We start from the raw sequence: 12,717 nt of genomic DNA, 5'->3' as shown, positions 1-12,717 counted from the left end.
CAACAGCAACCGGGAGTGGGCGATGGTGGTGAGCGTGCGGGATGTCGCGGCCGCGGCATCCGTCTCGGTGGGGACCGTCTCGAACGTGCTCAACCGGCCCGAGAAGGTGTCTCCCGCGACGGTCGAGCGTGTGACGCAGGCGATCGAGGAGCTGGGCTTCGTGCGCAACGACGCAGCCCGCCAGCTCAGGGCGGGGCGCAGCCGCAGCATCGCGCTGATCGTGCTCGACGCCGGCAACCCGTTCTTCGCCGAGGTCGCCCGCGGCGCCGAGGACCGCGCCGCGGAGTCGGGCATGAGCGTGCTGCTCGGCAACAGCGACGAGCGCTCGGATCGCGAGGACGCGTATCTCGAGCTGTTCCGTGAGCAGAGGGTCAACGGCGTGCTCGTCACTCCCGTCGACCGAGACCTGGACCGGCTCGCGCGCCTGCACGCCGGGGGCGTGCCGGTGGTGCTCGTCGACCATGAGGACGCCGAGCGATCGTTCGGCTCGGTCTCGGTCGACGACGTCGAGGGCGGCTACTTGGCGGTATCGCATCTGTTGTCGACAGGCCGCCGGCGCATCGCGTTCATCGGGGGGCCGGGAACGATCCGGCAGGTCGCCGACCGCCTGGAGGGCGCCCGCCGCGCCATCGGCGAGGTGGTGGGCGCGACGCTCGAGGTCGTCGAGATGTCGGCGCTGTCGGTCCTGCAGGGGCGCGAGGCGGGCGAGCTCCTGCGTGCCCGTCCGGCCGCCGAGCGGCCCGACGGGGTGTTCGCGGCGAACGACCTGCTCGCCGTCGGCGCGCTGCAGGCGTTCACGCTCATGGCCGACCTGAGAGTGCCGCGCGACATCGCGCTGATCGGCTACGACGACATCGACTTCGCGTCGGCGACGGTCGTGCCGCTGAGCTCGATCCGCCAGCCGGCGCACCTCATCGGCTACACCGCTGTCGACCTCCTCCTCAAGGACATCGAAGAACCCGGCGGCGACCACGAACGCAGGGTGCGGTTCCGCCCGGAGCTCGTGGTGCGCGAGTCCACCGTGGGCTGAGCGCCCGGAGCCGACGGCTCGACCAGTCCGAGGCCGCGATGCTCAGAAGCCGTGCATGAGCAACTGTGCGCGGGCGCCGTCGCGGAGCGCGATCACGGCCTCTCGTTCGTACTCGGGCATGCGGTCGGGGAGCGCGTCGAGGTCGAACCATGCGAGCGCCGCGCACTTGCGCGGCTCGAGGATCTCGGGCTCGCCCTCCCATTCGTCGCACACGAAGAACCAGTCGACGCGCTGCTCGATCGGATCGTCGGTGCCGTCCGTGCGCTGCATGACGGCCACCGGCGTCAGCGCGGTGGGCAGGAGTGCAAGGCCGAGCTCTTCGCGCACTTCGCGGATCGCGGCGACCGCAGCGGTCTCGCCGAGCTCGACGTGGCCCGCGGCGCCGGCTGCCCAGCATCCGTCCATGTAGCCGGTGTTGTGCCGCAGCTGCAGCAGCACGGCGTCGCCGCGGCGGAGATAGACGTACGACGAGGGGACGACGGAGAAACGGGCCACGGCGACCCAACCTACCGCGGGCGTCGCTCAGACCCGCGCGAACGTGTGCGGTGCGAGCTCGACGTCACGGATCACGCCGCCCGGCAGTTCGATCTCGACGCCGCGGGTGCGGCGGTCGAGGTTGGCGGCGAACACGACGTCGGTGTCGGCGGTGCGTGCACCGAGCGCCCACACGAGGCCGTCGGGCGAGTCGCCGCGCAGGCCCGGCGCGCCGGCGAGCGGGGCCAGCGCGGCGACGGCGTCGAGCGCGGGGTGGGGTGCACCGTCGGCGGTGCGCAGGCCGCGGGGTCCCCACTCCTCGAAGTACGCGAGGGTGGCGACACCGGGCACCGCGAGAGCCGCGGCGCTGGCGACGGTCCACGCGGCCAGTTCGGGGGCGGCCTGCCGGGGGTCGACGGCATCCGTCAGCGCCGGCCCGTACCCGTCGCGGAGGTCGTCGTGCTCCGGCATCGGCGGCGGCGTCACGGCCGCGTTGTTGAAGTGCGGGCGGAGCGAGATCGGCCCGATGTGCACGGGCAGCCCGCCGGCGAGGCGGACGCCCTGGTTCGCGACGAGGCGCTGCATGGCGATCGACTCGGTGAGCTGCGCCGAGCTCAGGCTGTGGAACAGCGGCGTGCTGCTGAACACGATGCCGTCGAGGCCTCGCGGCAGGCGGTGGTGCTCGCGGTTCAGCTCGGTGAAGTGCGACCGCGCGCCGCCGACCACCTCGGCCTCGATCCCCGCCTCGGCGAGGGCGTGGCGCAGGTGGCCGATGGCGGCGAGGTCCGAGACATGCTGCGCCGGGCCCGTCGGCGCGAACGCGGTCGCCCGGGCGACCGGCCGGTCGCGCAGAGCGAGCACGGCCTGCTCGATCGCCGCCGGATCGTCGTCGGCGATCACGAACCTGACGTCGAGCGGGAGGGCGGATGCCGCCGCCCGGTCGAGTGCGGCGCGCCAGTTGCGGGTGGCGAGGTCGAGCTCGACGAGCACCGCAGCACCCATCGGGGCGAAGCCGGGAGCGGGATCCGGCGCCGTCGACGCCGACACGGCGATCGCGGGAAGCGGCGGCCCCTCCTCGAGCCGGATGCGGGTGACCGGCTCCTCCTGTGCAGGCGTGGGCGTTCCCGACACGGAGATCTCGATCGACTGCACCACCCGCTCGCCGGCGGCGAGCGAGTAGGGGAAGGGCAGCGCGAGCGGGCGGCTGTACGTCTTGTACGAGGCATCCGTCCAGTTGCGCTGGTCCTCCATCTCGAACACGTCGCCTGAGAAGCGCACGTCGACGGCGAGGCCATCGTGCGACCACGACAGGCCGGCGATGTCGAACGCGGGCTGATGGGGGCTGATGTCGGCGGGGAACCGCGAGTGGGTCACGCCGCCGTCGGGGTGGCGGACGTCCATCGCGGCGCCCGCGAGCGCGGGCGGGTGCAGCGCGACGAGACCGGTGCGGTTCGTCTGGAACTCGGAGGCCGACTCGAGGTCGGCGATCACGCGGAGGCGCCCCGCCCCGCGCACCTCGGCGCGGACGACGCCGCGGAGGTCGGACCCGAGCCCGGTCGAGTGGACGTGCAGCGTCAGCGCGATGCCCGACGAGTCGACACGATCGACCACGAGGCGTGCGGTGTCCCAGTTGCGATCACGCACGACCGCCCGGATCGAGCGGAGCACGACGCTGCCCTCGTACGCGATGTCGGCGAACTCGTCGTCACGCAGCTCGAGCGACCACGGTCCGCTCGTCCACTCGCGGGCAGGCTCGCCGTTCCACAGGTCCGTCATGATCCCCATCCTCGTCCTCCGCCGTCGCTCCTGCGCCACCTTCGTGGTGCTCCGCCCGTCGTCGTTCCGGGTTCGGGGCGCGGAATCTCCGTTCGTGGCGCTCGAAGCGCGCCCCGAACGGACGAAGTGCGCCCCGAACCCGCAGGGCTCCAGGTCAGAGCGAGGTCATTCCGCCGTCGACCTGGAACGTCGCCCCTGTGGCGAACGCGCCGTCGTCGCTGGCGAGATACACCATGATGCCCGCGACGTCGTCGGGCGTGCCGGCACGCCCGATCGGTATGCGGCTGATGATCGCGGCGCGGGACTCCGGGTCCTCGCTGATCGCGGCCACCAGAGGCGTCTCGGTGTACGCGGGCTGCACCGTGTTCACCCGGATGCCGCGGTCGGCGTAGGCCGCCGCAACCGTGCGGGCGAGGCCGTGCATACCGGCCTTGGACGCACTGTAGGCGGTGAAGTCCTTGCCCTCGCCGTTGACCGCGGTCGGGCTGCCCGTGAGGATGATCGACCCGCCGCCGCGCGGGAGCATCGAGCGCACCGCGTGCTTGACCGTGAGGAACGCGCCCGTCAGGTTGATGTCGATCGTCCGGCGCCACACGTCGAGGTCGAGGTCGGCCGCCTGCGCGTCCTGCCCGAACAGCTGCACTCCGGCGTTCGCGACCACCACGTCGGGCGCCCAGCCGGCCGCCTCGACTTCGGCGAAGGCTGCGGCGACCGCGTCCTCGTCGGAGATGTCCATCGTGACGGCACGGGCGTTCTCGCCGATCCCGGCGGCGGCCGCGGCCGCGCCCTCGCCGTTGCGGTCGGCGAGGATCACCCGCGCGCCCTCACGGGCGAAGCGCTGGGCGACGGCCAAGCCGATGCCGAGTGCCCCGCCGGTGATGAGAGCGGTCTTGCCTTCGAGCTGTCCCATGTCTGATCCCTTCGGCCGCGGGCGCTGTCAGCGCTCGATGCGGTCGAGGTGGAGCATGCGCGCGAGGTTCTTGTCGAGCTCGTCGTCGCGGAAGATCTTCTTCCAGTCGTCCTTGATGATCGACTCGCGGCCGTAGTCCATCGCGATGAGGCACGCGTCCGAGAACGGGTTGTCGCCGCGCAGGCCGTTGGCGAGCGCCACCTGGGTGTGACCGTACAGGATGCTGCGCGCCGCCGCCTCCGGAACGCCCATGGTGTGGATCGCCTCGTCGAGCGCCTCGTTGAGGAGCGCGCCGATCATGCAGGCGACGGTCTCGACCAGCGTCGGCTCGAGCTGGGCGAGCTGCTTGACGGTCACGAAGTGCACGTCGATGACGGGGGCGTAGATCGCGCGGACCGTGGCCTCGACGATCGCCTTGTGGGCGGGGTCGCCGGAATCGACGGCCGCGATCGCGTCCTGCGGGGCGGCGATGCCGCCGAAGGTGTCGGCCCACTCCTCCTTGGTGGTGCGCTCGAGGAACACCGACGGGTGGCAGGGGTGCGCGACGGCCTGGATGACGTCGTCGCGGGTGGTGAGCAGTCCTGCGTAGGCGGCGGCGGGGTCGAGCGTGAGCACGATCGCGCCGGACTTCAGCTGCGGCACGAGGTCGGCGGTGACGGGCCCGAGGGCCAGGTCGGGCACCGCGAGAACCACGATGTCGGCGTCGGCGACGGCGGTGGCGGCATCCGTCAGCTCACGACCCGCATCGAGCGTGCGCTGCTGCCCGGCGGGCGAGTTCTCGACGTACCAGACGGTGTGGTCGGTCTTCACGAGGTTGTTGGACACGCGCATGCCCATCTTGCCGCCGGCGCCGACGACGGCGATCTTGTACGTGTCTGTGCTGGTGTTCTCAGCGGTGGTGCTCATGACGTGCTCCTCAGGTATTCGATGGTTCGGCGGGTCCATTCCCGCTCGGTGCGGACGGTGGTCTCTGCGTCTGTGTGCCAGGAGAGCCAGTGCTCGACGACCTCGTTGACACCGTTCTCACGGGGCTTCACGGTCTCGAGCAGGTAGGGGTAGTCGTGCAGGCCCTCGCCCATCGGCGCACCGCCGTAGGTGAAGCCGACCCAGCCGGGCTGGCGGGCGAAGGCGAAGTCCTTGACGTGCACGCTCTTGACGTGTCCCGCGGTCTGATCGACGCAGTGCCGCGGCAGCTCTAGGCGCGCCACGACATTCGCCGGGTCGAGGCAGATGCCGAGCCGCTTGCTGTCGATGCGGGCGACGAGCCCCACGAGGTCCGCGGTCGAGACCTGCTCGTACGTCTCGAGTGCGAGGTCGACTCCGGATGCCTCGTAGGCCGGCAGCGCCGCGCGCAGCCACTCCTCAGCCTGGGCCAGGGTGGGGCGGCTGTCGGGGGAGTACATCATGCTGCGCACGAGCCCCGCGCCGAAGACGCCGGCGAGCTCGAGGAAGCGGGCCAGGCGGCCGGGCTCGACGCCCTTCGTGCCGAGCTCGATCGTGAGGCCGAGGTCGCGGGCGGCGGCTGCGGCATCCGTCAGCTCCGCGTCGTCCATCTGCTCGAGCGGCGCGTAGTCGCAGATCTGGAACAGGTCGACGCCGAGCTCCCTCGTCGCCTCGAAGGCGCCGACCAGCGACAGCGGCTGGGGCACCTGGTCGGAGTGCTGCCAGAAGAAGGCGTAGGTGCCCAGGCCGATCATGCGTCGACCTCGACCGTCTTCGCGTGAGACGACAGTGGAGGGACGAGACCGTGGGGTTCACCCGGGGTCTCGTCCGCATGCTGGGGTTCCACGGTGTGGAGGATGCGAGAGGAGGCGAGGACGGATGCCTCGTCCCAGACCGCGACGAGGGCGTCCGGGTCGTGCGCGAAGCGGCCGAGGAAGAGTCCGTCGACGCTGTCGCCGAGGCGGGCGAGCAGGCCGGGGCCGGCGGAGCCGCCGTAGATGACGACGCTGCCCGCGCGGGCGGGGTCGGCGTCGACGGCGGCGCGGAGGGCGCGGGTGACGGTGGCGATGTGGTCGTCGGGGGCGGGTTCGGCGGCGCCGATCGCCCATACCGGTTCGTACGCCACGATGACCGGCCCGACCGGGACGCCGTCGAGGTTCGTCGCGAGTTGCTCGACGTTGGCGAGCGCGGCGGCGGGCGCGCCCAGACGCTCGGCCTCGCCGATGCACAGTACGGGAGTGATGCCGTGAGCGAGCGCGGCGGCGGCCTTGGCGGCGGTGACGGTGTCGGTCTCGTCGAACAGCCGGCGCCGTTCGGCGTGCCCGATCTCGGCGACCTGGACGCCGACTTCGGCGAGCTCGTCGGCGGTGACCTCGCCGGTGTACGCGCCGGGCGCGAACTCCGAGACGTCCTGCGCGCCGACGAGCACCGGGGTGCCGCCGAAGGCGTCGAGCGCGGCCGGGATCTGCAGGTAGGTCGGGATGACGAAGAACCGGACGGAGCCGCCTGCCACTGCCGGGTGCGCGGCGGCGCGCTGGGCCACGTCGGCGAACCACGTGCGCGCGCGCTCGTGCCCGAAGTACGTCTTCAGGCTCACCCCGACCGTGACCTGTGATCGCGCGAACTCCGCAGAGTCGCGCGAACTTCGCGGATTCGGCGCGGAATCCTGCGAGCTCGGTGCGATTCTGCGGAGTTCGTGCGCGGTCATCAGCAGGAGCCCGTGGTCTCGAACTCGTCGATGACGGCGACCTTCTCGGCCGAGGCCGAGCTGGTGTCGAACCGGTAGGTGAGCCACTCGCGCACCAGGCGGCGGGCGAGCTCGATGCCGACCACGCGCTGGCCCATGGTGAGCACCTGTGCGTTGTTGGACAGCACGCCGCGCTCGACCGAGAACGAGTCGTGGGCGGTGACGGCGCGGATGCCGGGCACCTTGTTCGCCGCGATCGCGACGCCCAGGCCCGTGCCGCAGATCAGCAGCGCGCGGTCGGCAGTGCCGGCGGCGACCCGCTGTGCCGCCTCGATGGCGACCTTCGGGTACGGGGTGTGGCCGTCGGCGTCCACGCCCACGTCGATGACCTCGACCACGCCGGGGTTCTGCTCGAGGTCCTTCTTGAGGATCTCCTTGTAGTCGAAGCCGGCGTCGTCGGCGCCGATCACGATGCGCAGGGGCTCAGACATCCGCGCTCTCCTTCACTGAGTTCTCAGCCGCGAGCGTCTCTCCCACGGCGGTCACGATGAGCGCGAGCGAGATCGCGCCGGGGTCGGGGGTGCCCACGCTGTTCTGGCCGTGCGTGCGCGCGCGGCCCATGCGGGGGAGGAGGTCGGCGGTCGCCGCGGCGGCGCGGGTCGCGGCATCCGCCGCCGTCCGCCACGCGTCGGTCAGGCCGGCACCGCCGTCGACGGCCTGGGTGAGCGCGGAGCTGAACGGCACGAGCGCGTCGACGAGCGTCTTGTCGCCGACCTCGGCCTTGCCGTAGTCGGTGACCCCGCGCGAGCCGGCGGCCACGCCGGTGGCGATGGCGGCCGCGTCGGGGCGGCCCTGGTCGCCGAGCTTCCCGGCGACCGCGTTCAGGATGACGCCCCACAGCGCGCCGGAGGTGCCGCCGGCCTTGTCGCTCCAGGCGTCCGCCGCGTGCGCGAGGGTGGTGCCGGCGCCCGCACCTGCGTCCACCGCGGCGGTGGCGGCGGCGAGGGCCGCGTGCGAGCCGCGCTGCATGCCGATGCCGTGGTCCCCGTCACCGGCGATCGCGTCGATGCGGCCGAGCTCGTCGACGTGGGTGTCGATGGTGTCCACCATGGTGCGCACGGCGGCGAGCACGGTGCGGGCGACGGACTGGGATGCCTCGTCCCCGGGCTCGACGGCCTCCGCGACGGTGGCGGTGCTGTCGGCGGCGACGCGAGGCTGCTGGGGTGAGACCGAGCCGCGTCGGTAGGCGGGGGTGTCGACCGGGGTGTCCCACAAGGCGGCGAGCTCACTGTCCTCGCCAGCACCGGCCAGCCAGAACAGGGTCAGCGACGTGCCCGCCATGTCGAAGCTGGTGCAGTACTCGCCGACGTGCGGGTCCACGATCTCGACGCCCGCGTCGGTGATCAGCTGCGCGACTCGCCGGTAGACGACGAACATCTCCTCGTACTTCAGCGACCCGAGGCCGTTGAGGATGGGCACGACGCGCGCACCCGCGAGCTCGACACCGTCGGGCACCTCGTCCAGCAGTCGCGAGACGAGCAGCTCGGCGAGTCCGTCGGCGGTGGGGATGTCGGTCTCGTCGATGCCGGGCTCGCCGTGGATGCCGAGGCCGACCGCCATCCGCCCCTCCGGGACGGTGAACAGCGGCTGTTCGGCGCCGGGCAGCGTGCAGCCGGTGAATGCGACCCCGAACGACCGCGTGCGCTCGTTCGCGAGGCGGGCGAGACGAGTGACCTCGGCGAGGTCGGCGCCTGTCTCGGCGGCCGCGGCAGCGATCCGGAACACCGTGAGGTCGCCCGCGATGCCGCGGCGCTTGCGCTTCTCGTCGGCCGTGGCGCTGACGATGTCATCGGTCACCGTGACGGTCTCGCACGCGATGCCCTCGGCGCGCAGCCGCTCCTGCGCCGCGTCGAAGTTCAGCACGTCGCCGGCGTAATTGCCGTAGGAGAAGAACACGCCGCCGCCGTTGTCGGCGGCCTTCGCGACGTTGTGGATCTGCTTCGTCGACGGGGAGGCGAACAGGTTGCCCATCGCCGCGCCGTGCGCGAGCCCTGGGCCCACGAGCCCGCCGAACGCGGGGTAGTGGCCCGAGCCGCCGCCGACGACGACCGCGACCTGACCGGCCGGCGAGGTGGTGCTGCGCACCACGCCGCCCGGCACCCGGCGGACGTACCGCTCGTTCGCGGCGACGAACCCGTCGATCATCTGGTCGGCGAAATCCGCCGGCTCGTTCCACAGGCGGGTCATCGCGCGTCGCCCTTGGGGTCGGCCGCGGCGCTCAGGGCCTCCGCGTCCACGGCGGGGGCGGCATCCGTCGCCGTCTCGTCCACGGTGGCGGGGTTGATGCGGTTGCTGCGGGCGAGGAGCACCATGAGGACGGCTGACACGAGCATGACGAAGCCGACGATGAACATCGGGAACTCGTAGCCGCCGGTCCAGTCGTGCACGAAGCCGGTGACGAACGGAGCCGAGAAGCCGGCGAGGTTGCCGATCGTGTTGATCAGGGCGACACCGGCAGCCGCCGCAGCGCCGGTGAGGAAACGCGTGGGGAGCGTCCAGAAGTTCGGCAGTGCCGCGAAGATCGCGCAGGCCGTGACCGTGATGACGGCGATCGTGGCGGCCGGCGATCCCGTGAACAGCGCGAGCGGGATGCTGATCGCGCCGGCGATCGCGGGGCCGGCGATGTGCCAGGTCTTGAGGCCGCGCTTGGAGGCGTCGCGCGACCAGAAGTACATGACGACGGCGGCCGGCAGGTACGGGATCGCGGTGATGAGGCCCTTCTGCAGCGTGTCGAAGGTCTGGCCGGTCTGAGCCTGGAAGCCCTCGATGATCGTCGGCAGGAAGAAGGCGAGCGCGTACAGGCCGTAGATGAAGCCGAAGTAGATGAACGAGAGCACCCACACACGGCCGCTCTTGAAGGCGAAGCGCGCCGACACGTGGCCGTGCTCCTTCTTCTGCGTGGCCGCCTTCTCGCGGTCGAGCGCGTCGGTCAGCCACACCTGCTCGTCGGTGGTGAGCCACTTCGCGTCGGCCGGCTTGTCCTTGAGGTAGAACCAGGCGACGACGCCGACCACGATGGCGGGGATCGCGACGCCGAAGAACATGAATCGCCAGCCCTCGAGCCCGAAGAAGACCTCGTGCTGCTGGATGAGCCAGCCGGCGAGCGGGGCGCCGATGACGGTGGTGAGCGGCTGAGCCAGGTAGAAGAGCATGAGGATGCGGCCGCGGAACTGCGCCGGCACCCAGAGGCTCAGGAAGAGGATCGCGCCGGGGAAGAATCCGGCCTCGGCGACGCCGAGGAGGAAGCGCAGCACGACGAGCTGCTCGAAGTTCTGCACCCAGGTGAACAGGAGCGCGACGATGCCCCAGCTGACCATGATGCGCGAGAGCCAGCGCCGGGCGCCGAACTTGTGCAGCGCCAGGTTCGAGGGCACCTCGAGCAGGATGTAGCCGATGAAGAAGACGCCTGACGCGAACCCGAACTGAGCGGCGCTCAGCGCGAGGTCTTCATTCATGCCGTTGGGGGCGGCGAACCCGATCGCCGTGCGGTCGAGGTAGTTGATGAAGAACATCAGCGCGACGAACGGCACGAGGCGGATCGACACCTTGCGGATGGCGGATCGCGCGACGGGGGGCGCGTCCGCGATGTTCTGGTTCTGGTCCACAGTGACTCCTGCTCATCGACGGTGATCGAGGTTGTTTTCGTCGACCATTGTGGCAAACCGGTTGACCAAATGCAAGAACCGGTTGACCAAAATCTTCCGCCGTCGACGCGCGCAGGATAGGTTGTTCGCATGCCCGCCTATCCCGACGACCGTTCGGCCGAGATCACGGCGGCGCTCGGCGCACTGCCGACGGGCACGCCCGTCTCGGAGGTGGCCCGGCGTCTCATGGACCTCTTCACGAGCGGCGATCTCGAGGCCGGTACACGCCTTCCGCCGGAACGGCAGCTGGCGGCGACGCTCGGCGTCGGCCGGTCCGCCGTGCGGGAGGCTCTTGCCGCACTCGAGATCCTCGGGATCGTCGATGTGCGTCCGGGCTCGGGCACGTACCTGCGCGGAACAGCGAGCGAGCTCCTGCCGCAGACGCTGCGCTGGGGGCTCCTCATCGGGCGGAAGAACACCGCCGAGCTGCTGGAACTGCGCTCGGGGCTCGAGATCTACGTCGCGCGTCTCGCCGCCGGGCGGGCCGGGGCATCCGATCTGGATGACATCTCGAGTTCGCTCGAGCGCATGCGCGACGGCGTCGGCGATCTCACGTCGTTCGCTCGCGCCGACCTCGACTTCCACAACGCACTCGCCGCCGCCGCCGGCAACGACACCCTCGTCGACCTGCTGCACGTCGTGCGGTCGCTGCTGCAGGTCTACGCCGACCGGGCCGTCCACGACGAGACCGAGGCGCGCACCGCCATCGATGAGCACGACGCGGTCTTCCGTGCGATCGAGGCGGCGGACGAGGATGCTGCCGCCTCGGCGATGGCGCTGCACATGGCGACCGCTTCGCTCCGGCTCGCCGCCGAAGCCGCGCACTGAACCCCTACCGGAGAAGGAGGCGCGATGCCGCGCAACTGGGCTGGAACCTACGAGTACACAGCGCCCCGCATCGTCGAGGCGACCTCGGTCGACGACGTCGTGCGAGTGCTGCGCGAACCCGGACGCATGCGCGCCCTCGGCACGCGGCACTCGTTCACCGACCTGCCCGACACGACCGGCACGCTCGTCGACGTGACGGGGTTCGCGGCCGAGTTCGAGCTCGACGAGGCCGCGCAGACGGTCATCGTGCCCGCCGGCATCCGTTACGGCGTGCTCGCGGTGTGGCTCGACGACCGCGGATGGGCCCTGCGCAACATGGGGTCCCTTCCGCACATCAACGTCGGCGGCGCGACGGCCACCGGAACCCACGGCTCGGGCGACGCGAATCCGGTGCTTTCGGCGTCCGTCCGCGCGCTGCGCTACGTCGGGGCCGACGCCGAGCTGCACGAGGTGCGCCGTGGCGACCCCGACTTCGACGCGCTCGTGGTGGGCCTCGGCGCCTACGGCATCGTCGTCTCGCTGACGCTCGATGTCGTGCCCGCGTTCCGTGCCCGGCAGGACATCTACTCGGGGGTGTCGTGGGAGGCCGCGCTCGCCGACTGGGACGCGCTCACCTCCGTCGGGTACAGCGTGTCGGTGTTCTCGCGCTGGGAGGAGCCGTCGCTGGGATTCGTGTGGGTGAAGTCGCGGCTGGACGCCGATGACGACGCCGTGCCCGACACGATCCTCGATGGGGCGCGCGCCCAGGTGGAGGACTCTCCGCTGGGCGTGGAGGACAACGTCACGGAACTGGCCGTGCCAGGACCGTGGATGCTGCGGCTCCCGCACTTCCGCCTGGACGCCGAGCCGTCATTCGGCGACGAGATCCAGAGCGAGTACTTCGTCGCCCGCGCCGACGCGCCCGCAGCCCTGAACGCGGTGCGCGCGCTGGGAGACAGCATCCGTCCGCATCTCATCTGGACGGAGCTGCGCACGGCGGCCGCCGACGAGCTGTGGCTGAGTCCGGCTTACCGGCGCGACGTCGTGATCATCCACTTCACGTGGCACAACCATCCCGACGACGTCGCCGCCGCGGTCGCCCGTGTCGAGGCCGCGCTCGAGCCGTTCGGGGCTCGCCCGCACTGGGGCAAGCTGCACGGCTTCGACCGGGCCGGGATCGAGCGGGTGCATCCGCGACTCGCCGATGCCCGGGCCGTATTCGAGCGCCTCGATCCCGATGGGCGTTTCTCGAACGCCCATCTCGAGCGCCTGGGAGTGCGCGAGCCTCGCTGACCCGGGCGCTGTCCGCCCGAACCCATACGCCGCGCGCGAGCCCACATCGAATTGTCGGTTGAACGGGCGGGCTTGCGCCGCGACGGATGCTGCG

At 71.4% G+C, this 12,717-nt stretch carries 12 protein-coding genes; 3 read left to right on the top strand and 9 right to left on the bottom strand.

The window, feature by feature from the left end:
- Nucleotides 1-22: 22 nt before the first annotated feature.
- Nucleotides 23-1,030 (top strand): LacI family DNA-binding transcriptional regulator, encoded by a 1,008-nt coding sequence (locus tag JNB61_RS05010; RefSeq protein ID WP_159841434.1) that lies wholly within the window; start codon nt 23-25, stop codon nt 1,028-1,030.
- Between the two features lie 42 nt (nt 1,031-1,072).
- Here the strand turns inward: JNB61_RS05010 and JNB61_RS05005 are convergent, their stop codons facing one another.
- The 9 genes from JNB61_RS05005 to JNB61_RS04965 form a co-directional block, all read right to left on the bottom strand.
- Nucleotides 1,073-1,525: an NUDIX hydrolase gene (locus JNB61_RS05005; RefSeq protein ID WP_220338924.1), complete on the bottom strand. Its 453-nt coding sequence runs from the start codon at nt 1,523-1,525 to the stop codon at nt 1,073-1,075.
- A gap of 27 nt (nt 1,526-1,552) precedes the next feature.
- A complete protein-coding gene (locus JNB61_RS05000) occupies nt 1,553-3,280 on the bottom strand; it encodes a hypothetical protein (protein WP_220338923.1) in 1,728 nt (575 codons plus the stop codon).
- 154 nt (nt 3,281-3,434) lie between these two features.
- On the bottom strand, nt 3,435-4,190 hold the full coding sequence (locus tag JNB61_RS04995) for an SDR family NAD(P)-dependent oxidoreductase (protein WP_220288538.1): 756 nt from the start codon (nt 4,188-4,190) through the stop codon (nt 3,435-3,437).
- A 27-nt stretch (nt 4,191-4,217) separates the two neighbouring features.
- On the bottom strand, nt 4,218-5,096 hold the full coding sequence (locus tag JNB61_RS04990) for a phosphogluconate dehydrogenase C-terminal domain-containing protein (protein ID WP_220338922.1): 879 nt from the start codon (nt 5,094-5,096) through the stop codon (nt 4,218-4,220).
- A complete protein-coding gene (locus JNB61_RS04985; protein WP_220338921.1) occupies nt 5,093-5,887 on the bottom strand; it encodes a sugar phosphate isomerase/epimerase family protein in 795 nt (264 codons plus the stop codon). Before JNB61_RS04985 ends, JNB61_RS04990 begins: the two co-directional genes overlap by 4 nt.
- Nucleotides 5,884-6,729, bottom strand: a complete 846-nt coding sequence (locus tag JNB61_RS04980) for a triose-phosphate isomerase family protein (protein WP_308291207.1) — start codon at nt 6,727-6,729, stop codon at nt 5,884-5,886. Before JNB61_RS04980 ends, JNB61_RS04985 begins: the two co-directional genes overlap by 4 nt.
- Nucleotides 6,730-6,839: 110 nt before the next feature.
- On the bottom strand, nt 6,840-7,310 hold the full coding sequence (locus JNB61_RS04975; RefSeq protein ID WP_220338919.1) for a ribose-5-phosphate isomerase: 471 nt from the start codon (nt 7,308-7,310) through the stop codon (nt 6,840-6,842).
- A complete protein-coding gene (locus JNB61_RS04970; protein WP_220338918.1) occupies nt 7,303-9,066 on the bottom strand; it encodes a dihydroxyacetone kinase family protein in 1,764 nt (587 codons plus the stop codon). The genes JNB61_RS04975 and JNB61_RS04970 overlap by 8 nt, the downstream gene beginning before the upstream one ends.
- Nucleotides 9,063-10,484, bottom strand: coding sequence for an MFS transporter (locus JNB61_RS04965; RefSeq protein WP_220288544.1), 1,422 nt, complete (start codon nt 10,482-10,484; stop codon nt 9,063-9,065). The genes JNB61_RS04970 and JNB61_RS04965 overlap by 4 nt, the downstream gene beginning before the upstream one ends.
- Nucleotides 10,485-10,613: 129 nt before the next feature.
- Here JNB61_RS04965 and JNB61_RS04960 point away from each other — a divergent pair, with 129 nt between their 5' ends.
- Both JNB61_RS04960 and JNB61_RS04955 read left to right on the top strand, forming a co-directional pair.
- Complete coding sequence (locus JNB61_RS04960; protein WP_220338917.1) at nt 10,614-11,351, top strand: FadR/GntR family transcriptional regulator; 738 nt, start codon at nt 10,614-10,616, stop codon at nt 11,349-11,351.
- Nucleotides 11,352-11,375: 24 nt separating this feature from the next.
- A complete protein-coding gene (locus tag JNB61_RS04955; protein WP_220338916.1) occupies nt 11,376-12,623 on the top strand; it encodes a D-arabinono-1,4-lactone oxidase in 1,248 nt (415 codons plus the stop codon).
- The last annotated feature ends 94 nt before the right edge of the window (nt 12,624-12,717 follow it).

The sequence above is a fragment of the Microbacterium ureisolvens genome (assembly GCF_019511645.1).
GTDB classification, from domain to species: Bacteria; Actinomycetota; Actinomycetes; order Actinomycetales; family Microbacteriaceae; genus Microbacterium; species Microbacterium ureisolvens_A.
Note: the sequence above shows the minus strand (reverse complement) of the source record. Positions and strands in the feature narration are given on the sequence as shown.